Genomic DNA, 22,868 nt, shown 5'->3' on the forward strand with positions numbered 1-22,868 from the left:
TCAGCCCCCGCCCTGCATGGTGTAGGTGCTGCCGGTGTCCTGCGAGTACGGCGCGCCCTTCCACTCGCCGATCTCCAGGACGCGGTCGGTCGTGTAAACGACGAACGTCCACGGGCCGACGTAGCTGTTGTCGTGCCAGCGGTTGTCCTGCTTGAACGTGACCGCTTCCTGGACCGCGTCGCCCTTGTACGGCGACCACTCCGGGTAGGAGCCGAAGTTCGCCAGCAGGCCCATCCGGCCGCACGTCGCCTGGCAGCCCACGACCGCCGGGTCGAGGACGAACTTGTTGTCGTGGATGTCGACGTGCTGGGTCTTCCAGCGGCAGTCGGACAGCAGCGGGCCTGCCGTGATCGCCGGGGCCGCGCACTGCTTCACGCCCGGCACCAGCCGGGTGCAGTCGCCGGAGGAGGTGTTGGCCGGGCTGTTGCAGAACCGGTCGGCGTTCTCCCACAGCGTGATCCCGGACCAGTTGTTCTCCAGGTAGTTGCGGGAGATCTCGATCTTCGCGGTGCGCGCCTTGACGCGCGGCTCGCCGCCGGACTCGGAGATGTAGATCGTCGCCGTCGGGAAGTTGTCGCCGCGGTCGGCGTAGCGGCGGCCGTCGGCCCAGTTGTTGTTCCGGATCGTGTTGTCCCGGATGACGGCGTTGTAGCTGATCTCGTAGATCAGCGCGGCGCTGTCGTTGCCCTCGATGAGGTTGCCCTCGATGAGGAAGTCGTTGTTGTTCGTGTCGGCCCACAGCCCGGTGCCGCGGTTGTCGTGGACCCAGTTGCCGCGCACGTCGGCGCCGTCGACCTGCCAGAACTTGATGCCGCCGCTGCAGCCGCAGCCGTCGATCTTCTTCTCCCAGTCGCCGGTGTTGTTGCCCGCGACCTCGTTGCCCTCGACGACCAGCGCGGTGATCGGGGTCTGGCCGGAGTAGGCGTTCATGCCGTACTGGCCGTTGCGGCGCAGGCAGTTGCCGCGCACCTGCTGACGGGCGCCCGCCATCAGGCCGGCGCCGTCGTTGTCCTGGATCGTCGAGTGCTCGATGACCCAGCCGTCGCCGGAGTCGTGGTTGACCACGCCTTCGTCGTGGGGCGCGGCGAAGCCCTGCACGGTCAGGTAGGTGAGCTTGACGTTCTTCGCGTGGCCAGTGAACGCGTACTGGTTGATCTTGCGGCCGTCGACGATCGCGCCCGGGGCGCCGATGTAGACGTCGCCGTCCTTGGGGGTCACCTGGTCGTACTTGTCGTCGCCGAGGATGTGCTTGCCCGGCTTGAGCCAGAACGTCGTGCCCGGACCGGCCGAGCGGGTCTTCGCCGCCAGGTCACCGGGCACGGCCGGATCGACGGCGACCGCGCCGGCGGGTGCGGTCGCCGGGCCGGCGGGTTCCTTGTCGCACACCGCCGCGACGGACCCGCTGGGCGCGGGCGTGGCCTGGGCGGGGCCGCCGTCGGTGTCCGGGCCGCCCGAGCACGCCGCAACCGTGAGCAGGACGCCGACCAGCGGTGCGGCGTGGCGGAGGCGGAAGCGGCGGGCTGTCACGGGCGGGTCCTAACTGAAGCGGAGCAGGGTGGTGAGGTGTCCGGGCGTGCCGGAGCCGATGAGCGTGGTCGAAGGTTCCTTCCGGCCGAAGCCCGCGGAGTACCAGCCGAGCGGCGGGTCGGTTTCGCCCCGGTGCACGCTCCACGCCAGCTCGGGCGGCAGTTCCATGACGGCGGTCCGCAGCCCGCCACCGGCCAGGGACCCCGACACGCTGCCGGCGAGCGGATCGGGCATCCCGGCCGCGGAGGGCGAGGTGGACGCGACCGCACCGGCCGCGGAGGGCGAGCCGGGCTCGGCCACAGCGGAGGGCGAGCCATGCTCGGCCACACCAGCCGCGGAAGGCGAGCTGGACTCGACCGCACCGGCCGCTGCCGCGGAGTCCGAGACCGCATCGGGCGCGGCGACGCCGGATCCGGACGGCTCGGGCCAGCTGAGCCGGGCCGTGGTGCCGTCGAGGGTCACCGTGACCGCCGGTCCGAAGTGGAACGCCAGGCGGCCCGGCGCTCCCGTCTCGCCGAGGACCTCGTCGGTGATCACCAGCGTCCCGCCGTCCAGCTCGACCGTGCGGCGGTGGACCGCCGGGGCGTAGCCGTCGTGGGCCGCCGACCAGCGGGACGGGCCTTCGGGTGGCGTCCGCACCGACAGCACCTTGGTCCGGGCGTGGCGGGTCCACAGGAACGGGCCGCCGGACGTCGACTGGTCCCGGCCGTCCAGTTCCAGCGTGTTGTGCCCCAGCGTCGAGCGGAAGTACGACCGCCACTGCGGCTCGCCGTGGTAGCAGAACGTGCCCGGGTCGGCGAGGACGTCCACGCCGTCGTGGCGGACCTCCAACGCCAGCGCGTCCGCGTGGGCGTGGGCCGCGATCGACAGGAACCCGTGCGGCCCGCCGTCGCAGCGGACCCACAGCGGGCCCGAACGCAGGATCGTCATGCCCGCGTCGCGCAGGTGCGCCGGGCGGCGACCGGGGCGGACGCCCGTGGCCCGCGGCGTGCGCGCGGCCAGGGAGGCGAACAGCGGCGTGCGGACGTCGTCGGCCAGGACGGCCGGCCACCAGGCCGGCCTGCCGAACAGCACCTCGCCCGAGGCCAGCAGCGACGCCCAGCGGTCGGTTGCCGTGCCGTCGACGATCGGGCCGAACCCGTCGTCCGCGTCGCCCTGGCGGGGCGGGCGCAGCCTTCCGTCCACAATGGACGCCAGCGCGTCCGTCATGCGGAGGAGGACGTCCCACGTCGAATCCGGGACCGGCGTGCCCGCCGCGTCCGCCTCGAGCGCGGCCGCCAGGCCCAGCTCCAGCACCAGGCCGTGGTACTCCGAGGCCAGTTCCGCGTTGAGCCCCGAGCCGAAGGTGTTGCGGCCGAGCTGGACGTCCAGCGACCGCATCGCCGCGGTCCGCCAGCCCGCCGACTCCGGGAACCAGCCGAACGCGCACGCCGCGGCGAGCAGGCCCGCGTCCTCGGCGATGACGTGGTTGTTCGCCGACGAGCCGTGGCTGCGCAGCGTCGCGAGCCAGTTCTGGTGGTGCCACAGCTGGAGCTGGAAGTCCGGGTTGTCCTCGAACAGCTCGACGGCCCCGGGCCAGCCGTCGAGCAGGCGGCGCACCCAGACCCACGACAGCAGCCGGATGCCCAGCTCGATCCCGCTGATCCAGTGCGGTCCCCGCAACGGCGGGTTCGCGGCCCACCACGACCTCAGGTGCTCGGCGACCCGCGTGGCATAAGCCGGTGACCCGGTCAGCGCGTACGCCGCCGCGAGCACGGTGAGGTGCTGGTGGCGCGACGGTTCCCAGATCTGCTTGATGTCGCCGACGGTGTCTTCCGAGCGGTACGGGACGTCGAAGGCGTACTCGTCCGAGGGCGCGCGACGGCCGGTCTTGGGATCCAGGAACCAGTCCGGGGCAACCATGTCCGTGCGGACCACGCCGAAGTACTCCGCGCGGCCGTCCATCAGCTCGTCGGCGGTGGCCAGCAGCCGCGAAACCGCCTCGCCGGACACCTTGCCCAGCACCCCGGACGGCAGCACGGCGGCGAACCGCGGGTGCGACGGCCACTCGGGAGGCAATGGCGGCGCGGTCCGCCACTGCCGCTGCACGACGGCATGCCGCGCGCGGCCGACAACCTCGGCCGGCCCCATCCGCGACAGCCGGCGCAGGTACCAGGCGGGCCCCATCATGGGCGGTCACCGGCCTTCCACGGAAGCACCAGCCCACCCGCACCCGCCAGCGCGGACCGGGTCAGCAGCTGCCCGCTCGTCATGCCGGGGTGCCCGTCTTCGCCGGCAACTCGATCCGTACCGGGGCCGCGTTCGCCACGCTCGTCTGGGCCGCCAGCGTTGCCAACGTCGTTGCCGCCAAAGACGCCACCGGGATCGGCATCGGGCCGCCCGTGCGGACCGCCGTCAGGAAGGCGTCTACCTCGGCTGCCTGGCCCTTGTCGCGGCCCTTCGGGATTCTCGAACTCGTCCACTTCTTGCGCGAGTACACCGATGCCCTGACGAAGTCGTCGAACTTCAGGACCTTGCCGTCTGCCGTGAGGTCCAGGGTTTCCTTCGGGAAGCCCGATGAACCCGTCTCCGCATACGTGATGACCGCCGTCGAACCGTCCTGATAAGCCAGCGTCACCTGGAGGTCGCCGGTTGCGTACACCGATACCGGGTCCGCGTCCAGCAGCCAGCTCACCGTGTCGATGAAGTGGCCGCCTTCGCCCGCGAAACGGGAGCCCTCCGTGGCCGTCTGGTTGTACCAGCTTCCGTGGTCGAGGCGGCCCGCGTTGACCAGGTAGCGGACCGTTGCCGGGCCTACCCGCGGGCCGAACTGCGCGCGGGCTTCGTGCAGCAGCGGTGCGAACCGGCGGTTGAAGCCCACCTGGAGGCGGTCGTTGCCGGACTCCTCGATCGCGTCGAGGACCTTCTGCAGCTCCTCGGCCGACAGCGCCAGCGGCTTCTCGACGAACACCGTCTTGCCTGCCAGCAGCGCCTGCCGGGTCAGCTCCGCGTGCGAGCTGTGCCGCGTCACCACGAAAACCGCGTCGATCGTGTCGTCGCCGAGGATGTTGTCGATGTCCGTGGACGCCTCGGCGAAACCGAACTTGCGGCGGGCGTTCGCACCCGACAGCGCCGACGTCGTCGCGACGTGCTTGAGCTGGACGTCGTCGCGCTCGACCAGGTGCGGCAGGAGCATCGACGACGCGTAGTTGCCCGCGCCGATGAAGCCCAGCCGCACCGGCTGTCCCGCCGGGAACGCCGCCGCCGGGGTCGAGACCACGCCGAGCCGCGCGGACGTCACGACCGGCTCGGTCCGGGCGACCGCCTCCGGGTAGCGGAACAGCACCGCCACCGCCTTCAACGCACCCTCGTTCAGGGACTGGTACGTCGACACAGCGTCCGAGAAGTCCGCCACGTGCGTGATCAGCGGCTCGACGTCGAGGCGGTCGCGGGCGATCAGGTCGAGGACGCACTCGAGGTTGCGGCGCTCGGTCCAGCGGACCTGCCCGATCGGGTAGTCGCGGCCTTCCAGCTCGTACGACGGGTCGTAACGGCCGGGGCCGTACGACCGCGAGAACCGGACGTCCAGTTCCTTCTCGTAGTAGGCGTTCCACGGCAGGTCGAGCTTGCACTTGCCGATGTCGATCACGCGGCCGCGGTCACGCGACAGCTTCGCGGCCAGCTCCACCGGGTCGTTGGTGTTGCCGCCCGCGGCGAGGTAGGTCTGGTCGACGCCCGCGCCGTGCGTCAGCTCGTCGACGGCCGTGTCGACGATGCCGGACGCCGGGTGTGCGCAGGTCAGCGCGCCGAGGCTCTCGGCGAGCTTGCAGCGGTCCGGGTCGGGGTCGACGCCGACGACGCGCACCCCGGAGGACACCAGCAGCTGCACGACGAGCTGGCCGATCAGGCCGAGCCCGATGACCAGGGCGACGTCGCCGATCTGCGGCTCGCCGCGGCGGACGCCCTGCATGGCGATCGACCCGACGGTGCCGAACGCCGCGTGCCGCGGGTCGACACCGGCCGGGACCGGCGTGTACAGGTTCTTCGGCACCCAGTTCAGCTCGGAGTGCAGCGCGTGCTCGTTGCCCGCGCAGGCGACGAGGTCACCCACCTTGACGTCGGTGATGCCGTCGCCGACCTGCTCGACGATGCCGCACAGCGAGTAGCCGAGCGGGGTGTAGGAGTCCAGTTTGGACGTCACCTTGCGGTAGGTGGCGGCGAGGCCGTTGGTGGCGACGCTCTGCATCACCTTCGCCACCTGGTCCGGGCGGGCCTTGGCCTTGCCCACCAGCGACATGCTCGCCTCGGACACCTTCATCATCTCGGTGCCGGTCGAGATCAGCGAGTACACCGTCCGCACCAGCACGCCACCCGGCTTGCAGGCCGGTTCCGGCACGTCGAGGAGCGCCAGCTCACCGCTCTTGTAGTTCTGGACTACCTGCTTCACTTCGCTCCCGCTCCAGACATCGCGTTCCGGTACCAATACTCAAGAGTCAAGACGTGCCAGAGGTGCTTGCCGCGGTCCTCCTGGCCCGCGGCGTCCTCGTCGACCATGCGCTGCAGGGCCTCGCGGCGCAGGAACCCGGACTGCACGAGCACGCCTTCGTTGACGACTTCCCGCACCAGCGGCGCGAGGTCGCGGCTCATCCACGCCCGCAGCGGCGCGCTGAACAGGCCCTTCGGCCGGTGCACGATCTCGCTCGGCAGGATGTTCAGCGCCGCGTTCTTCAGCGCGACCTTCCCGGCGCGGCCGACGATCTTCTTGCTGCCGGGGATCTTGAACGCGGCCCGCACGACCTCGACGTCGACGAACGGCGTCCGCACCTCGGTGGACGCCGCCATCGTGGACCGGTCAGTGTAGGTCAGGTTGAGACCGGGCAGGAACAGTCGCGAGTCGGCCAGGCACATGCGGTTGACGAAGTCGTCGAGCGCCTGGTCGTGGTACGTGTCGGCGTGCTCGGTGAGGACGTCGTCGACCGCGGGCGCGAAGTCCGGGTTCACCAGGGAAAGCAGCTCCGCGCGGTCGTACATGGTGTAGCTGCGCCGGAACGCCGTCTCCTCGGGCAGGCCCGCGAAGGACAGGAACCGCTTGGCGAACCGCACCGAGCGGTAGCCGCGCTTGGCCGACGCGACCGGCAGTCTGTCCACAAGGGACTCGACCGGACGGCGGACCGCGCCCGGCACCTTGTGGTAGCGCAGGGCGATCAGGTTCGCCAGGTGCTTGCGGTAGCCGGCGAACAGCTCGTCGGCGCCCATCCCGGACAGCATCACCTTGACGCCGGCCTCGCGCGCGGCCGAGCAGATCAGGAACGAGTTGATCGCCGCCGGGTCGCCGATCGGCTCGTCGAGGTGGTAGGTCATCTTCGGCAGCAGGTCGAGCACCTGCGGCGCGATCTCGATCTCGTGCAGGTCGACGCCGAACTTCTCGGCGACGATCCGGGCGTACCGCAGGTCGTCGGGCATGGCCTCGAACTTGGCGTCCTCGGCGCGGAACCCGATGGTGTAGGCGGAAATCCCCGGCTGCGACCGCGCGGCCAGCGCCGTCAGGTAGCTGGAGTCCAAGCCGCCGGAGAGGAACGTCGCCACCGGGACGTCGGAGAGCAGGTGCTTCGCGGTCGATTCGGCGATGACGGCGTGCAGGTCGACCTCGCCGTCGAACGCCGCGCCCTCCTCGGCGACCTCCCGCAGTGACCAGAACCGGCCGCGGTCGACCTGGCCGTCCGGGCGGCAGCGCAGCCACGTGCCCGGCTGCAGCTTCTCCGCGCCCTGGTAGGCGCACCGGCTGTCGGGCACCCAGTAGTAGAGCAGCGACGCGATCAGCGCCGCGTTGTCGACCTGCAGGGCCCCGCCCAGCTCACCGGCCAGCGCCTTCAGCTCGGACGCGAACGCGACGCCGCCGTTGCGGCGGACGAAGAACAGCGGCTTGATGCCCAGCTGGTCGCGGACCAGGAACAGCTCGCCGGTGCCCTCCTCGAACAACGCGAACGCGAACATCCCGCGCAGCTTGGGCAGGCAGCCGGTACCCCAGCGCCGCCACGCCTGCAGCAGCACCTCGGTGTCGGAAGTGCCGCGGAAGCGCACCCCCGCGGCTTCGAGTTCGGCCCGCAGTTCGGGCGCGTTGTACAGCTCGCCGTTGTAGCTCAGCGCGAGGCCGTCGAGGACCATCGGCTGCGCGCCGGTCTCGGACAGGTCGATGATCGACAGCCGCCGGTGTCCCAAGTGGACGGAGCCGGTGCCGGCGGCGTGGTCGTAGCGGCCGGAGCCGTCCGGACCGCGGTGGGCCAGCGTCTTGGTCAGCCGGTCGGTGAGCGGCCCGCCGTCCGGCCAGAGGTAGGTGCCTGCGATGCCGCACATCTCGAGCGGGTTCCCCTTCGGTTCGCGGCGGGAGTCAAGAGACTTCCGCGCTCGTTTCGGACTCGAGGTCGGCGTCGAGCTCGCCCTTGTGTGCCGGCTCGGCGCTGTCGCGCTTGAACGGTGACGGCCGCTTCGGCGGCTTGACCGGGGCGAACTTCTTCGTGGGCGCGTCGAAGTGGTCCGGGACGCTCACGGTGCCCGGTGGCCGCGGATTGGCCAGTGCGGGCGGGATCACCGGCCGGACCGGGGTGAACCGGCGTGTCGGCGGTTCCGCGACCGCGACGCGCTCGGCGACCTGCTGGGCGATCCGCTCGGCCAGCCGGTCCGCGTCCGTGTTCTCGGCCGGGGCCTTCGGCGCCGCGGGTGCCAGGCCGGCGCGGCCGCGCAACGCCGTGTGCAGGCCGTCCCACAGCGTGCCGTCGGACTTGTCGCGCGGGTCCGGGTCGACCAGCACGATGCCGACGACCGGGATCTGCTGGTCGGCCAGCTGCCGGGCGACGGTGTGCAGCCACAGCGTGTTCGCGTGCCCGGCCTTGACGACCAGCACGGTCTCCTTGCCGAGGTGCTCCAGGTCCGTCCACGCCGTCCCCGGCGACACCGTGCCGACGCCGACCCGGCGCTCCCCCGGTTCCCCGGCGGGATCCCCGGCACCCAGCACGGCGATCTCGCTCTTCGACTCGGCCGCCAGCTTGCGGACGTCCTCGCCCGGCAGGTCGTCGACGACGCTCGCGGGGAGTTCCGCGGCGATGTCGAGGGCGAGTTCGGCGGCCGTCCGCGCCGCGCCCAGTTCCAGCAGTGACACCTCGCGCGGGTCCTGCCGGATCAGGCGTACCAGCGTCGTGGCGACGCGACGGCGTTCCGAGACGGCACGGGACCGCTTCCACACCTTCGCCAGGCCCCGCTGCTTCGACGGCAGCTGCGCAATCACGGACGCGCCGAGGTGCGTGGAGATCTCGCGGCGCAGCACCGGCCGGTCGCGGGACACCGCGCCGACGGCGACCAGCGCGAGCCCGAGGACCAGGCCGAGCGCGGTGCCGATGCCCGCGTTGGTCGCGGTGGTCTTGAGGAACGCCTTGGGCAGCAGCCGGGCCGCGTCGACGACCTGGGTGCCCGCGGCGACCTGCGGGCTGCCGATGCCTGCCTGCTGGGCGCGCGAGTCGAAGTCGGAGATCTGCGACGCCAGCGCGGCGCGGCGGCCGTAGAGCCCTTCGAGGGTGCTGGCGTTGGCGTTGCGGCCCTTGCCGGTCTCGTCCGCGATCTGCTGGTCGACCTTGGCGAGTTCGTCCTGGGCGTTCTTCCGCTGGTCGAGGATGGCCTTCGACTGCGCGGCCGCGGCGGCCTGGCTGCGCTGGACGTGGTCGGCGATGAACGTCTCGGCCAGCGCCTTCGCCTGCGCCACGGCCTCGTCGCCGCTCTTGGCCTTGACGGTGATCTGCATGACGTTGTTCGTCAGGCCCAGCCCGGCGTAGTTCTTCATGAACTCTTCGGGGGCCTGGGTGCTGCCCAGCTTCTTCAGCGCGCCCGCGGCGATCTGGGTCGTCTGCAGCACCGCGACGTCGGTGCGCATGAGCGTGCCGCTGTCGGTCGGCGAGTCGTCCTGGTGGACGACGATGACCTTGGTGACCGCGGTCGGCGGCGTCGGGAGCACGAAGCCGACGAGCGTGCCCGCGATCAGCCCGAGCAGGGCGGTGGCCAGCCAGAACCGCTTGCGACGGCGGATGGCGACGAACAGCCGCTGGAGGTCGAACAGCGGGGCGGCCGGAGTTTCGGATGCAGTCGTCACGCCGAACCTGCCAGGGCTTTCTCGGGGGCTTTCGCCGCGGGTCCGGCGTCCGGCGCGAGCGGCCGGACGGGATGGGTGAGGACGGCGCCGAGGATTTCCTGGCCCGCGTCGGTGCAGGCTTCGGCGAGCCGGACGAGCTGCCACGCGGTGCGCGTGCCGGCGCCGAGCACGACCAGGACACCGGAACTCGCGCCGGCGTCCGGCACGGCAGGCCGCCCGGCCGAGAACTCGAAGATCCGCAGCGGCACCGACAGCCGGTCGGCCAGCGCGGCGAGCTGCCCGGCGGCCAGCTTGCCCGTCTCGTCGTCGTCGGCGACCAGCAGCAGGAGGTCGGCCGGGCCGGTCGCCAGCCGGGCCAGCACCCGCCGGTAGCGGATGTCGCGGTTGACCTCGTCGGCGGACGTCTCGACCGGCGGGAGCAGCCAGGGCCGGTCGCCGCCGAGCAGCCGCCGCAGCCTGCCGGTGAACCCGGTGGCCGGGCGGCGGTCGCCCTGCGGAGTCGTGACGTCGACGCCGGCGAGGATCGGCGCGCCGAGTGCCGCGGCGATGTCCGGCTCGCCACGCAGGCGCCGGTCGGCGCGGGCGGTGAACAGGTGGCCGAAGACGCCGGCCAGGAAGAACAGCACCGCGCCGCCCGCGGCGAGCTGGACCATCGTCGGGGCCGCGGGCCCGGTGGGCCGCTCGGCGCTGCCCATGACGACGGTGTTGCCGACGCCGGTGGCGAGGTCGGCCTGGTTGAGGTCGTTGATGGCCTGCTCCAGCGACGTCCGCAGCCCTTCGAGCTGGGTGCGGACCTGGACGCTCTCCACGGTCAGCTCGCCGCCGACGTTCTTGGCGATCTCGCTGATCTTCTCGGTGGTCAGCTTGACCTGCTGGCGCAGCGACTCACGCTGCTCCTGCGCCAGCTGCACCGAGGCGTCCGCGGAGTTGCTCGCCAGCTGCACCGAGTACTTGACGTACTGCTGCGCGACCTGGTCGGCGAGCTGCTGGGCGTGCTCGGCGGTGTCGGCCGAGACGGTGATCGTCACGACGTTGCCCTGCGCCACCGACGCGGTGACCTGCTTCTTCAGGTCGGCGCCCGCCGGATGCCACGGCAGCTGCGCGGCGGCCCGGTCGAGCACGACCGAGCTGGTCGCGATCTCGGCCTGAGTCAGCAGCTCGTCGGCCTGCCGCGGGCCCTGGAGCAGCACGCCGGCGGAGGTCTTGTAGCCGGGCGAGAACAGGATCGACGCGACGACGCCGACCAGCGCGCCCAGCACGGCGAGGGCGGCCAGGAGCCGCCAGCGCCGTCGCAGGACCTGCCCGACCAGGGACAGGCGCACCGTGTCTTCGGTCAACGGCGGGATCTCCATTCCTGGAACGGGTACGCCGAACGGGTTCCGTGGATCGGCCGGTCACCCCAACCGTCGTCGGGCCGGGAACATTGGTTACAAGTTCGGTGACTTCTTGACCGAACGGCGATCAGGACCTCACAGCGTGCTCATACGCCGCGAGCAGCGCCTTCGCCGAGTTCTCCCAGGACAGCGGGCCCGCCACCCGGGCCTGGCCGAGCTTGCCCATCCGGACGCGCTCCTCCGGGTCGTCGAGCAGCCGCGAAACCAGTTCCGCGAACGCCGACTCGTCGTTCGCCGGGGCGTACACGGCCGCGTCACCTGCGGAAACGCGGGCCTCGCGCAGCTCGAAGGAGACGATCGGCTTGCTCATCGCCATGTACTCCATGACCTTGTTCATCGTGGAGACGTCGTTGAGCGGGTTGAGCGGGTCCGGCGACAGGCAGACGTCGGCGGTGGACAGGTAGCGGACGAGGTCCTCGTCGGAGATCCGGCCGGTGAACTCGACCTGGTTGGCCAGCCCGAGCTTCGCCGACAGCGCGACCATGTCGTCGAAGGCGTCGCCGGAGCCGACGAACACCGCGTGCCAGTCCGTGCGGCCGACCTCGTCCCGCAGCTTGGCGAGCGCGCGCAGGGCGTAGTCGACGCCGTCCTGCGGGCCCATCACGCCGAGGTAGGCCAGCAGGTACGGCTTGCCCTTCTTCAGCTCGGGCTCGGCGGGCACCTCGTGGAACCGCTCGACGACCGGGGCGCTGCGCACCACGAAGACGTCTTCGGGGCGCTTGCCGCCGCGGATCCGGGCGACCTGCTTGTAGCTCTCGTTGGTCGCGATGACGACGTCGGCGGCGCGGTAGGTGGCGCGTTCGAGGGCGCAGACCCCGCGGTAGAGCAGGTCCTGGCCGCGGTCGAAGCGCGACAGGTACAGCTCGGGGCACAGGTCGTGCTGGTCGAAGATGAACTTCGCGCCCTGCCGCTTGAGCACCTTGGCGACCAGGTAAAGCAGGTCCGGCGGGTTGCAGGCGTGCACGACGTCGACCGGCCCGACCTTGCGGGCCAGCCGCAGCGTGTGCCACAGCGCGCTGCCGTACTCCTGCAGGTAGCCGGCGGGGCCGCCGGTCGCCGCCTTGAGCGGGTACCGGTGGATGTGGACGCCGTCGACGACGGCTTCGGCCTCGGTGTCGCGTTTCGTGCCCTGCGGGCAGATCACGTGGACTTCCCACCCGGCGTCGCGCAGGGTCGTGGACTCCTGCCAGACGCGCCGGTCGAACGGAACCGAGAGGTTTTCGACGAGGATGAGCGCTTTACCAGGCAAGACCGGCATATCCCTCTTCAAGGCGACGCTCGGCGGCGTCGGGCAGGCGGACGAGGTCGACGAGCACCCGGTCGCCGCCGTGCGGCAGGGCCGCCAGCACGTCCGGGTCCTTGCAGCCGACGATGACGACGTCGGCGTGGTCCATGACTTCCGCGACGGACCCGGCCAGCAGCTGGCCGAGGTGCGGCAGCCGGCCCTCGATGTACTCGCGGTTGGCGCCCATCAGCCGCGAGAGGCTGACGTTCGCGTCGTAGATCTTCAGGTCGTAGCCCTTGCCGAGCAGCTTCTCGGCCAGCTCGACCAGCGGCGACTCGCGCAGGTCGTCGGTGCCGGGCTTGAACGACAGGCCGAACAGCCCGACCTTGCGCTTGCCGGTACGCGCGACCAGGTCGAACGCCCGCTGCAGGTGCTCGTCGTTCGACGCGAGCACGTGCGACAGGATCGGCACGCTGACGTCGGCGCGGTGCGCGGCGTAGACCAGCCCGCGCAGGTCCTTCGGCAGGCACGAGCCGCCGAAGGCGAAGCCCGGCCTGAGGTAGGCGGGGCTGATGTTGAGCTTGGTGTCGGCGAGGAAGACGTCGATCACCTGGTGGGAGTCGAGGCCCAGCGCCCGGCAGATCGCGCCCAGCTCGTTCGCGAACCCGATTTTCAGGCCGTGGAAGGAGTTGTCGGCGTATTTCGTCATTTCCGCGACCGGAATCGGCACGCGGAAGACGGGACCGGGCAGGCCTTCGTAGAGCGCCGCGACGGCGTCGCCGCTGGCTTCGTCGATCTCGCCGATCACGGTCTTCGGCGGGTCGAAGAAGTCGCGGACGCTGGTGCCCTCGCGCAGGAATTCGGGGTTCACCGCGACCCCGAAATCGACGCCCGCCGTGCGGCCCGACGCCTTCTCCAGGATCGGGATCAGCAGGTCGAGGCAGGTGCCGGGCAGCATGGTGCTGCGGAAGACGACGGTGTGCCGCTCGCTCTTGGCCGCCAGCGCTTCGCCGATTTCCTCGGCGACGCGCTCGAGGTAGACGGTGGAGAGGCTGCCGTTCGGCGCGGACGGCGTGCCGACGCAGACCAGCGAGATCTCGCTGTCGGCGACGGCTTCGGCGACGTCGGTCGTGGCTCTCAGCGCGCCGCTCGCGACGACCTCGGCGGTCAGCTCGCCGATCCGCTCCTCGACCACCGGCGCCTTGCCCGCGGTGATGAGGTCGATCTTGACCGGGTTGACGTCCACGCCGACCACCCGGTGCCCTTGCCCCGCCAGGCACGCGGCGGAGACACAACCGACGTAACCGAGCCCGAAGACACTGATCTTCACGCCAAACCTCCGCTTTTCCGCGCGACCCTCAAGTTGGTCGGCGGGCGCCCCTGGATCGTTACCGCGGGTGCGGCGGACGGGGGAACGCGTGAGACTGCGGTGAGGCGCAAGGGATCCAGGTGAAATTCGGATTGCGATTTCCCGCGCGGGACGGCGGCGGGCCGTGGCCGAGAACCACGGTCCGCCGCCGTCCGGTGAAGAGATTTCAGTTGTTGTTCACGAACGCCGTGGCGAGGTTCTGTCCCTTGCTCACCGCGTTGGCGTGGTTTTCGATCGGCGAGACCGTCGAGTTCTTGAAGCAGATGTAGGTCACCCCGGAGTCGGTGCCGCCGTTGGACGGGTCGGGGTTGATGCCGAGGTCCTTCGCCGTCGCGTAGGACGCTTCGCCGATGATCTGCGACGGCCCGGTGTCACCGATGACCGCGTACTCCACCTTGCCGTTGTAGATCACCGCGCAGGAGCCGCCGCCCTTGAGGCCGGACGAGGAGTACTTCCAGATGCTGCTGGGACTCGGCACGACGATGTAGGGCAGCTTCGCGGCGTTGAGCGGCTTGCCGTCGGACTGCGGGAACGCCGTGTCGGGCTGGAAGCAGCAGTCGGTGTTCTCGTTGCACTCCGCGGTGCGCTGGCCGTCACAGTCGATGTCCATGTCGGCTTTCCAGAACACCGCGCCGTTCGCGTCGCAGACGGCGACGGTCCGGCTGGAGACGTCTTCGTCGGTCTTGTACTTGCCGTTGGAGATCTGACGGCAGCTGTTCGTCTTCGCCAGCAGCTGGGCGGCGGTCGGGCCGGCTTCGACGGCCGCGGGTGCCGCGGCCGCGAGTGACGGCGGCAGGAGGGCGGCGACGAGGGCCAGCGTCGCGAACAGGATCAGTTTCCGCATTCCCGGTTGCTCCCTTTGGTTAGGAAACTTTCCTTACGGCGGCGGGGCACCAGGATGCACCCGGGACACCACCGGTTCAAGACCCTGTGGTCCGGGAATTTCCCAGCATCCGGCCCGGCTTGACGAAAACCCTGCTCATCCCCCGGTGCGGCGGAACAGGCGGCTCGCCCAGCGTCCCGCTCGCCGGGACAGGCCGGGCGACGCGGTCAGCACGCCGTCGAGCCACTCGCCGTCGAGGTCGTGCCGCAGCTCGGTGCGGGCCTGCAGCCAGCCGTCCCGGCGGGCCCGGCCGCCGTCGCTCGAATAGACGCGGGTGGCCCCGGCCTGGCGCAGCCGCGCGAGCACGCGGCGGTCGTAGGCCCCGAACGGCAGGGAGTACCGCCGCACCGGCCGTCCACAGAGGTCGCCGAGCAGCTTCGGCGCGTCGGTCAGCTCGCGCCGCGCGTGGCGGTCGTCGAGCCGCCGCCAGTCCCGCGGCTCCCAGCCGTGCGAGCCGACTTCCATCCCGGCGCGCACCAGCTCGCGCAGGCCGTCGCGATCGACGTACCCGCGCTGGCCGAGCCGTCCGGCGAGCGGGAAGAACTCCGCCGTCAGCCCGCGCTCGACCAGCCGCGGCAGCGCGATCTCGACGTCGGACTCGTTGCCGTCGTCGAAGGTGAGGTGGACGTCTTCGCGCGCGGCGGCGACGTCGAGCACCCGCTCGAACTGCTCGACGGTCAGCCACTGCTCGTCCTCACCGGGATCGAGCTGACGGGCAGGCCGCCCGATCCCGTGCACGGCGAGGATCACCGTCACCGCTCCCACCGCCCGCCACCCCGAGTAGCCAGTTTGTTACTTCGATTAATCGCGGTGGCAAACGGGTGAGTTACAGGTCCGGGCGAAATCAGCCCTTCCGGATCTCCAGCGTGCAGCACTTCGGGCCGCCGCCCGCCTTGCGCAGCTCGGAAATGTCGACGTAGACCGGCTCGTACCCGCGCTCGGCGAGCCGCTCACCCAGCCGGGTGGCCTCGACCGGCAGCACGACGTTGCGGCCGTCGGACACGCCGTTGAGACCGAAGCACTCGGCGTCTTCCCGGGTGGCGAGCACGGCGTCGGGGAACAGCCGCTCCAGCACGCGGCGCGAGCCGGCGGAGAAGGCGTCCGGGTAGTAGACGATCTGCGCGCGGGTCGTGTCGGTGGCTTCGGCGAGCACGAACAACGCGGTGTCGAGGTGGTAGTAGCGCGGGTCGACCAGCTGCAGCGAGACAACCGGGACGCCGAGGACCTCCTGGGCTTCGGCGTGCGCGGCCGGGTCGGTCCGGAAGCCGGTGCCGGCGAGCAGCAGGGTGCCGGTCCAGGCGAAGTCGCCCTCGGCCTCGTTGATCTTCTCCGGCATGGTGATGTCGCGGTAGCCGTGCTCGACGAACCAGCGGCGGAAGTGCTCGGCCTCGGCGGCGCGCTGCGGGGCGCGGAACCGCGAGCCGAGCACGCGGCCGTCGACGACGGTGCCGGAGTTGGCGGCGAACACCATGTCGGGCAGCCCGGGCTGGGGGTCGATCTCCTCGACGGTGTGGCCGAGGCGGCGGTAGGTGTCGCGCAGCTCGGTCCACTGCGCCATGGCGACGTCGGCGCTGACCGGCTGGGTCGGGTCCATCCAGGGGTTGATCACGTAATCCACCGCGAAGAAGCGCGGCGGGCACATCAGGTATCGGCGGGTGGTCGGTACGCGGGTGGCCAGTGATCCCTGCATGAGTGCAGGGTAAGGGCTGCCTAATATCGCAATCAATCGCTGTTCGCTGCGCATATCTGTGCTAAATGTTGCGTGTGAACACCATCGACCAGCGAATCGTTTCGTGTCTCGTGGCGAACGCGCGCTCCAGCTACGCGGAGATCGGCAAGGTGGTCGGCCTGTCCGCCCCGGCGGTCAAGAGAAGGGTCGACCGGCTCCTGGAGACGGGCATCCTGCGCGGCTTCACGGCGGTGGTCGACCCGGAGGCACTGGGCTGGGGAACGGAGGCGTTCGTCGAGGTCACCTGCCAGGGCAACATCACCCCGGCCCGCATCCGCGCGCGGCTGGAACCCCTGCCGGAGGTGGTGGCGGCGTACACGGTCTCGGGCGCGGCGGACGCCATCGTCCACCTCCGCGCGGCGGACATCCACCACCTGGAGACGGCTTTGGAGCGCCTGCGCGGCCTGGAGATCGTGGACCGGACGGTGTCGACGGTGGTGCTGTCCCGCCTGCTGGAGCGGCCGCCGACGCCGGAGGAGTGAGCCGGGCAAAGTCGCTGTGCCGCGGGGTGACCGGACGTCATGAACGAGTCGTTCACCTCGTCTGACGACAGGAACGAGTCGTTCATGACGTGTGGGTGGAGGCTCGCCGGGGCCGGCGTCCGGGGTCGCCGGCTCACGCCGAGCTGAAGGGCACCTTGCTTACCTCAGATGCACTGAAGGTGCCCTTCAGTGCGACGGCACAGCGCGACTTTGCCGGGACCCTGGACATAGAGTCCGGCAATGTGCCCCCTCACGGCTTTGCCGCGGGGTCCGGGACGCACGCGGCGAGCGGGCGGATCCCGAAACTGTCGGTCCTCCCCGATACGCTGGTGAACGGGGGGCGGAGGCCCGCCCTTCAGCCGCCCAGTGCCCGCAGTACCGCCGGCGCCTCGTCCGGGTGCAGGCGCAGCTCGGTCCGGCCGCCCGCGGCGTGGAACGTCACCGCCTGCCGGTCCACCGCCTGCATCGTCAGCTCGCCCGGGTCGAACGCCGCCGGCTCGCGGCCCGGCGCCAGCCACTGCACCGGTCCCGCACCCACCGCCAGCCGCCCGCGGCGTTCGCGGCCCTCCGTCAGCTGCTCGTCGCGCAGCACGCACGGGTACTCCACCCGCTCGCCACGGGCCTGGGCCGCCGCGCGGGCACGGCGCCGGCGGCCGCCGGACAGCTCGGCCATGTCGACCGTCGTCAGCAGGTTGCCCAGCAGGACGACGAGGCCTTTCACCACCACACCCAGCAGTTCCCCCATGAATCCAGTCATACCCGATCGAGACGCGCCTCCGCCGTGCCACGCTTACGGCATGACCGACCGCATCGTCCGCGAGCACGCCGGCGGCGTTGCCCTGCTGACCGTGGACGCGCCCGGGAGCCGCAACGCGCTGACGCTCGACCTGTCCGCGCAGCTCGCGGCCGCCGTCGAAGCCGCCGAACGGGACGAGTCCGTGCACGCCGTCGTCGTCACCGGCACGCCGCCCGCCTTCTGTGCCGGCGCGGACCTCGACGCACTCGCCCACGCCGACGAACGCGGCCTGCGTGCCATCTACGAAGGCTTCCTCGCCGTGGCCCGCTGCTCGCTGCCGACCATCGCCGCCGTCGGGGGCGCGGCGGTCGGTGCCGGGCTGAACCTCGCCCTCGCCGCCGACGTCCGGCTGGCCGGGCCGCGCGCGAAGTTCGTCGCCCGGTTCCTCGAGCTGGGGCTGCATCCCGGTGGCGGCATGACGTGGATGACGCAGCGGCTGGCCGGCCCGCAGCAGGCCGCCGCGATGACGTTGTTCGGGCAGCCGCTCGACGCCGAAGCCGCCGTGTCCGCCGGGCTGGCGCTGCGGGTCGTCGACGGCGACCATGACGCGCTCGTCGCCGCCGCGCGCGAGCTGGCGGCCCCTGCGGTCGCCGCGCCGCGCGAAGCGCTGCTGGCCACCAAGCGCAGTCTCCGGAAGACCGCGTCGCTGGCCGCGCACGCGGACGCCGTCGACGTCGAAATCGAGCCGCAGCTGGCGTCGCTGGCCTCGCCGGAGTTCGCCACCCGGCTCGAAGCACTGCGCGCGCGGATCCGGGCACCGTCGTGATCCCAGCAGGTGGACCCCCTACGCGGAGATGCGCGTCACAGCGGGAAGACGGCGATAGCCGTTACCATGAGTTACAGGTATTTGCCGGACCAGCACAGAGGCCCGGCAGCGCAGCAATGAGGTCGCCCGCGGGCCGGGACGCGCGGGAACATGGACCCCGGGCGCGAGCTAACCTCGTGATAGGGCCTGGTGATCCGCCTGTCACGACACAGGACAGGCCGACCGAAGGCCGTAAACGTCGGGAGAGAGGGAATCCCTGACCCATGAGCACGAGTGAGAACGGCAACGGCGCTGGTCACGGCTCGCTCGCCGCAACCAGGCCGACCGAGGTCAGCAAGCTGGACCGGGTGGTCATCCGGTTCGCCGGCGACTCGGGCGACGGCATGCAGCTGACCGGCGACCGGTTCACGTCCGAGGCCGCCGCGTTCGGCAACGACCTGTCGACGATGCCGAACTTCCCCGCCGAGATCCGCGCCCCGCAGGGCACGATCCCCGGCGTCTCCTCGTTCCAGGTGCACTTCGCCGACTACGACATCCTGACCCCCGGCGACCGGCCGGACGTGCTCGTGGCGATGAACCCGGCGGCGCTCAAGGCGAACCTCGGCGACGTCCCGCACGGTGGGACGATCATCCTCAACACCGACGAGTTCATCAAGCGCAACCTGACCAAGGTCGGCTACGCGACCGACCCGCTCGACGACGACACCCTCGCCCCGTACCAGGTGCACCGGGTCGCCATGTCGACACTGACCCAGGGCGCGCTCGCCGACACCGGCCTCGGCAAGAAGGACGCCGAGCGCTGCAAGAACATGTTCGCGCTCGGCCTGCTGTCGTGGATGTACCACCGGCCGACCGAGGGCACCGAGCGGTTCCTGCGCGAGAAGTTCGCGAAGAAGCCGGAGATCGCCGAGGCGAACATCCTGGCCTTCCGGGCGGGGTGGAACTACGGCGAGACCACCGAGTCGTTCGCGACGACGTTCGAGGTCGCCCCGGCGAAGCTCGCGCAGGGCACCTACCGGCAGATCACCGGCAACACCGCGCTGGCCTACGGGATCGTGGCCGCCGGGCAGCGCTCGGGCCTGCAGATCCTGCTGGGCACCTACCCGATCACCCCGGCGTCGGACATCCTCCACGAGCTGTCCAAGCACAAGAACTTCGGCATCATCACCTTCCAGGCCGAGGACGAGATCGCCGGCATCGGCGCCGCACTCGGCGCGTCCTACGGCGGCGCGCTCGGCGTCACCTCGACGTCCGGCCCGGGTGTCGCGCTGAAGTCGGAGACCATCGGCCTCGGCGTGATGGTCGAGCTGCCGCTGGTCGTCATCGACGTCCAGCGCGGCGGCCCGTCGACCGGCCTGCCGACCAAGACCGAGCAGGCCGACCTGCTGCAGGCGATGTTCGGCCGCAACGGCGAGTCGCCGGTGCCGATCGTGGCGCCGCTGTCGCCGGCGGACTGCTTCGACGCGGCCCTCGAAGCCACCCGCATCGCGCTGAAGTACCGGACCCCGGTGCTGCTGCTGTCGGACGGCGCGATCGCCAACGGTTCCGAGCCGTGGCTCATCCCGGACGTCGAGTCGCTGCCGGACCTGCGCGTCGACTTCGCCACCGAACCCAACGCCGACAACGGATCCGGCGAGTTCTGGCCGTACGTCCGCGACCCCGAGACCCTCGCCCGCGCCTGGGCCGTCCCGGGCACCGCCGGGCTGCAGCACCGCATCGGCGGGCTGGAGAAGGCCGACAAGACCGGCCACATCTCCTACGACCCGGACAACCACGACAAGATGGTCCGGCTTCGGCAGGCGAAGATCGACGGCATCGACGTGCCCGACCTGGTGGTCGACGACCCGAGCGGCGGCAAGGCCCGCGTGCTCGCGCTCGGCTGGGGCAGCTCGTTCGGCCCGATCGGCGCGGCCTGCCGCCGCGTCCGCAAGCTCGGCCTGCCGATCGCGCAGGCGCACCTGCGGCACCTCAACCCGCTGCCCGCCAACCTCGGCGACATCCTGCGCAGCTACGACAAGGTCGTGGTGCCGGAGATGAACCTGGGCCAGCTCGCGCTGCTGCTGCGCGCGAAGTACCTGGTGGACGTCCACTCGCACACCAAGGTGGCCGGGCTGCCGTTCAAGGCGGAGGAACTGCAGAACGTCTTCTCGGAGATCATCACCGGCGTTACGGAGGCGGCGAAGTGACCGCAATTGACCTGGGGTTGCCCACGCTCGGCGGCCTGGACCTCGTGCCGAGCACCGACGAGCCGCAGAAGGCCAAGGACTACAAATCGGACCAGGAAGTCCGCTGGTGCCCGGGCTGCGGCGACTACGTCGTGCTCAACGCGGTCCAGTCCTTCCTGCCGACGCTCGGCCTCAAGCGCGAGAACATCGTGTTCGTCTCGGGCATCGGCTGCTCGTCGCGGTTCCCGTACTACCTCAACACCTACGGCATGCACTCGATCCACGGCCGCGCGCCGTCGATCGCGACCGGCCTGGCCACCACCCGGCCGGACCTGTCGGTGTGGGTCGTCACCGGGGACGGCGACGCGCTGTCCATCGGCGGCAACCACCTGATCCACGCGCTGCGGCGCAACGTGAACATCAAGATCCTGCTGTTCAACAACCGGATCTACGGGCTGACCAAGGGCCAGTACTCGCCGACGTCCGGGCAGGGCATGGTCACGAAGTCGACGCCGATGGGTTCGGTGGACACGCCGTTCAACCCGCTGTCGCTGGCGATCGGCGCGGAGGCGTCGTTCGTGGGCCGGGCGCTGGACTCCGACCGCAAGGGCCTCACCGAGGTCCTGCAGGCGGCGGCGCAGCACCGCGGGTCGGCGCTGGTGGAGATCTACCAGAACTGCCCGATCTTCAACGACGGCGCGTTCGACGTCCTCAAGGACGCCGACGAGGCCGCGACCCGGCTGATCCCGCTGCGCGCGGGCGAGCCGATCCGGTTCGGCCCCAACCAGGAGTTCGGCGTCAAGCGCGGCGACTGGGGCGGCCTGGACGTCGCGAAGGTCGCCGACATCGGCGAGGACAACATCGTCGTGCACGACCCGACGATCACCGACACGTCGTACGCGTTCGCGCTGTCGCGCCTGGGCGACCAGAACCTCAACCACGTCCCGACGGGCATCCTCCGCCAGGTCGAGCGCCCGACGTACGACGACGGCGCCCGCGCCCAGGTCGAGCAGGCCCGCGCGGCCCGCACCCCGGACCTGCAGGGTCTCCTGCGCGGCAAGGACACCTGGACGGTCGCGTAGTTCCCCAAAGCCGCTGAAGGCCACCATCACGGCATTGGATGCCCTGATGGTGGCCTTCAGCGCATTTGGGACAGCCTGAGTTGGGACACGTGTCCTAATTTTTGGGTCATTCGACCCGGCGGCGCCGCCCTGGTCCTGTTCCAGGCCGCCTGAAGCTCGTCAGGTGAGCGGCCGGAACCCGACGCGCTCGGCGTCCTCGGCGGTGCGGAACCACACCTCGGCGACCATCTTCGGGAACTGCGCCGAATCCTCGGTGCAGTACCGCAGCGCCGTGACGCTCGCCTTGACCGCGAACGCGTCGCTGGGCGCGCCGCCGCCCGGGCGCGGCATCGCCGAACCGGGACCGAACGGGCCGGGCGGGACCGAGTCGCCCGCCACCTGACGGGCGGGCGGCGGCTCGGGCGCCGCGATGCTTGCCGCGGCCTGGTTCGGTTGCACCGCGGGCTCGAACAGCGAGCCGCTGTGCGCACCGGACAGGTCCGGCTCGCGCCGCTCGACCGTGCGCATCGACGGCTGGATCGGCTGCGGCGCGTCGAACCCGCCACGCACCGACGTCTCCCGCGGCTGGCGCTTCGGCAGCACCTGGGTCGCCTCCGCCGGCGTCTCCGGCGGCACGTCCAGGTCGCCGCCCGTCGCTTCGTCGCCGCCGAACGCGTACTGCGGCGGCTCGGCTTCGTCGTCGTGGAGCGAGCCGGCGTGCTCGCCGAGGTAGCGCGTGCGCTCCACCGGCTCTTCGAACGGCGACCGCTCCGACCGCGGCTCGCGGTCGAACCAGTCCGGCGCCGGCGTGTGCGGCTCGGCGGCGGGCGGCGGGTCGAACAGCGAGCCCGAGGGCTCCGGGTCGAACTGCTGCTCCAGCCCGGACACCGGCTCCTCCGGCTCGGCCTCCGGGACCGGGGTCAGGAACTGGGTCGCGGCGGCGCGGTACGGGTCGTCCTGGGCAGGCTCCGGCTCCGGCCGGGTCTCCTCCGGCTCCGCGGGCGGCGTGAACGACGGCACCTGGGCGTCCAGCTCGGCGAAGTCCGCGTCGATGTCATCGTGGACGTCGTCGCGGTGGATCGGCGGCACGGCGGCCAGCGTCCCCGGGTAGGACGTCTCCTGGCGCGACGGCTCCGGCTCGGGACGCGGTTCCGGCCGCGAGAAGACCTCGGTGCCGGTCACGCCGGCGGCGTTCGCGGGGGTGCGCGCGGCGTCGGCGTGTGCCTGGGCCAGCGCGCTCTCCAGCTTGCGGACGCTCTTGCGGAGCGGCAGCACCAGCACCAGCCAGGTGAGCAGCACCCCGACGAAGAACGCCGCGAGGCTCCACACCCAAACCTGTCCGAAAATGGACATCT

General features: G+C 71.2%; 17 protein-coding genes. 4 read left to right on the forward strand and 13 right to left on the reverse strand.

Annotation, left to right across the window (positions count from 1 at the left end; translation table 11 throughout):
- The 11 genes from ABJI51_RS28925 to ddaH form a co-directional block, all read right to left on the reverse strand.
- Positions 1–1,527 carry a right-handed parallel beta-helix repeat-containing protein gene (locus ABJI51_RS28925; RefSeq protein ID WP_348954185.1) on the reverse strand — a complete coding sequence of 509 codons (1,527 nt, stop codon included), beginning with the start codon at positions 1,525–1,527 and terminating at the stop codon, positions 1–3.
- A gap of 9 nt (positions 1,528–1,536) precedes the next feature.
- Positions 1,537–3,696, reverse strand: coding sequence for a heparinase II/III family protein (locus ABJI51_RS28930; protein ID WP_348954186.1), 2,160 nt, complete (start codon positions 3,694–3,696; stop codon positions 1,537–1,539).
- A gap of 79 nt (positions 3,697–3,775) precedes the next feature.
- Positions 3,776–5,953, reverse strand: coding sequence for a bi-domain-containing oxidoreductase (locus ABJI51_RS28935; protein ID WP_348954187.1), 2,178 nt, complete (start codon positions 5,951–5,953; stop codon positions 3,776–3,778).
- Positions 5,950–7,860 carry an asparagine synthase (glutamine-hydrolyzing) gene (asnB, locus tag ABJI51_RS28940; protein ID WP_348954188.1) on the reverse strand — a complete coding sequence of 637 codons (1,911 nt, stop codon included), beginning with the start codon at positions 7,858–7,860 and terminating at the stop codon, positions 5,950–5,952. Before asnB ends, ABJI51_RS28935 begins: the two co-directional genes overlap by 4 nt.
- 34 nt (positions 7,861–7,894) lie before the next feature.
- The gene (locus ABJI51_RS28945; RefSeq protein ID WP_348954189.1) at positions 7,895–9,643 is read right to left on the reverse strand and encodes a Wzz/FepE/Etk N-terminal domain-containing protein; all 1,749 of its coding nucleotides are present in this window, start codon (positions 9,641–9,643) and stop codon (positions 7,895–7,897) included.
- Positions 9,640–10,995, reverse strand: coding sequence for a GumC domain-containing protein (locus tag ABJI51_RS28950; protein ID WP_348954190.1), 1,356 nt, complete (start codon positions 10,993–10,995; stop codon positions 9,640–9,642). The genes ABJI51_RS28945 and ABJI51_RS28950 overlap by 4 nt, the downstream gene beginning before the upstream one ends.
- Before the next feature lie 109 nt (positions 10,996–11,104).
- The gene (locus ABJI51_RS28955) at positions 11,105–12,295 is read right to left on the reverse strand and encodes a glycosyltransferase family 4 protein (RefSeq protein WP_348954191.1); all 1,191 of its coding nucleotides are present in this window, start codon (positions 12,293–12,295) and stop codon (positions 11,105–11,107) included.
- Positions 12,276–13,592: a nucleotide sugar dehydrogenase gene (locus ABJI51_RS28960; protein ID WP_348954192.1), complete on the reverse strand. Its 1,317-nt coding sequence runs from the start codon at positions 13,590–13,592 to the stop codon at positions 12,276–12,278. Before ABJI51_RS28960 ends, ABJI51_RS28955 begins: the two co-directional genes overlap by 20 nt.
- A gap of 205 nt (positions 13,593–13,797) precedes the next feature.
- Positions 13,798–14,475: a glycoside hydrolase family 75 protein gene (locus ABJI51_RS28965; protein WP_348954193.1), complete on the reverse strand. Its 678-nt coding sequence runs from the start codon at positions 14,473–14,475 to the stop codon at positions 13,798–13,800.
- A gap of 135 nt (positions 14,476–14,610) precedes the next feature.
- A complete protein-coding gene (locus tag ABJI51_RS28970; protein WP_348954194.1) occupies positions 14,611–15,279 on the reverse strand; it encodes a polysaccharide deacetylase family protein in 669 nt (222 codons plus the stop codon).
- A 79-nt stretch (positions 15,280–15,358) separates the two neighbouring features.
- Entirely contained in the window at positions 15,359–16,204 is an 846-nt protein-coding gene (gene ddaH, locus ABJI51_RS28975) for a dimethylargininase (protein WP_348954195.1), read from the reverse strand.
- A 74-nt stretch (positions 16,205–16,278) separates the two neighbouring features.
- Between ddaH and ABJI51_RS28980 the strand changes: the two genes are divergently transcribed.
- Complete coding sequence (locus ABJI51_RS28980; protein WP_026468878.1) at positions 16,279–16,725, forward strand: Lrp/AsnC family transcriptional regulator; 447 nt, start codon at positions 16,279–16,281, stop codon at positions 16,723–16,725.
- 355 nt (positions 16,726–17,080) lie between these two features.
- Here the strand turns inward: ABJI51_RS28980 and ABJI51_RS28985 are convergent, their stop codons facing one another.
- Complete coding sequence (locus tag ABJI51_RS28985; RefSeq protein WP_348954196.1) at positions 17,081–17,470, reverse strand: hypothetical protein; 390 nt, start codon at positions 17,468–17,470, stop codon at positions 17,081–17,083.
- 52 nt (positions 17,471–17,522) lie between these two features.
- Between ABJI51_RS28985 and ABJI51_RS28990 the strand changes: the two genes are divergently transcribed.
- From ABJI51_RS28990 to ABJI51_RS29000, 3 genes are all read left to right on the forward strand, one after another.
- Positions 17,523–18,287: an enoyl-CoA hydratase gene (locus ABJI51_RS28990; RefSeq protein WP_348954197.1), complete on the forward strand. Its 765-nt coding sequence runs from the start codon at positions 17,523–17,525 to the stop codon at positions 18,285–18,287.
- A 263-nt stretch (positions 18,288–18,550) separates the two neighbouring features.
- Complete coding sequence (locus tag ABJI51_RS28995) at positions 18,551–20,473, forward strand: 2-oxoacid:acceptor oxidoreductase subunit alpha (protein WP_348954198.1); 1,923 nt, start codon at positions 18,551–18,553, stop codon at positions 20,471–20,473.
- On the forward strand, positions 20,470–21,534 hold the full coding sequence (locus ABJI51_RS29000) for a 2-oxoacid:ferredoxin oxidoreductase subunit beta (protein WP_348954199.1): 1,065 nt from the start codon (positions 20,470–20,472) through the stop codon (positions 21,532–21,534). Before ABJI51_RS28995 ends, ABJI51_RS29000 begins: the two co-directional genes overlap by 4 nt.
- Before the next feature lie 159 nt (positions 21,535–21,693).
- On the opposite strand, the gene ABJI51_RS29005 is transcribed toward ABJI51_RS29000, so the two are convergent.
- A complete protein-coding gene (locus tag ABJI51_RS29005; protein ID WP_348954200.1) occupies positions 21,694–22,866 on the reverse strand; it encodes a sunset domain-containing protein in 1,173 nt (390 codons plus the stop codon).
- Between the last annotated feature and the right edge of the window lie 2 nt (positions 22,867–22,868).

The sequence above is a fragment of the Amycolatopsis melonis genome (genome assembly GCF_040064235.1).
Taxonomy (GTDB): Bacteria; Actinomycetota; Actinomycetes; order Mycobacteriales; family Pseudonocardiaceae; genus Amycolatopsis; species Amycolatopsis melonis.

Coding starts and splice junctions, on each gene's coding strand:
- ABJI51_RS28930 (WP_348954186.1), bottom strand. CDS start 3,696: ATGATGGGGCCCGCCTGGTACCTGCGCCGGCTGTCGCGGATGGGGCCG.
- asnB (WP_348954188.1), bottom strand. CDS start 7,860: ATGTGCGGCATCGCAGGCACCTACCTCTGGCCGGACGGCGGGCCGCTC.
- ABJI51_RS28950 (WP_348954190.1), bottom strand. CDS start 10,995: ATGGAGATCCCGCCGTTGACCGAAGACACGGTGCGCCTGTCCCTGGTC.
- ABJI51_RS28955 (WP_348954191.1), bottom strand. CDS start 12,295: ATGCCGGTCTTGCCTGGTAAAGCGCTCATCCTCGTCGAAAACCTCTCG.
- ABJI51_RS28965 (WP_348954193.1), bottom strand. CDS start 14,475: ATGCGGAAACTGATCCTGTTCGCGACGCTGGCCCTCGTCGCCGCCCTC.
- ddaH (WP_348954195.1), bottom strand. CDS start 16,204: ATGCAGGGATCACTGGCCACCCGCGTACCGACCACCCGCCGATACCTG.
- ABJI51_RS28985 (WP_348954196.1), bottom strand. CDS start 17,470: ATGGGGGAACTGCTGGGTGTGGTGGTGAAAGGCCTCGTCGTCCTGCTG.
- ABJI51_RS28990 (WP_348954197.1), top strand. CDS start 17,523: ATGACCGACCGCATCGTCCGCGAGCACGCCGGCGGCGTTGCCCTGCTG.
- ABJI51_RS28995 (WP_348954198.1), top strand. CDS start 18,551: ATGAGCACGAGTGAGAACGGCAACGGCGCTGGTCACGGCTCGCTCGCC.
- ABJI51_RS29005 (WP_348954200.1), bottom strand. CDS start 22,866: ATGTCCATTTTCGGACAGGTTTGGGTGTGGAGCCTCGCGGCGTTCTTC.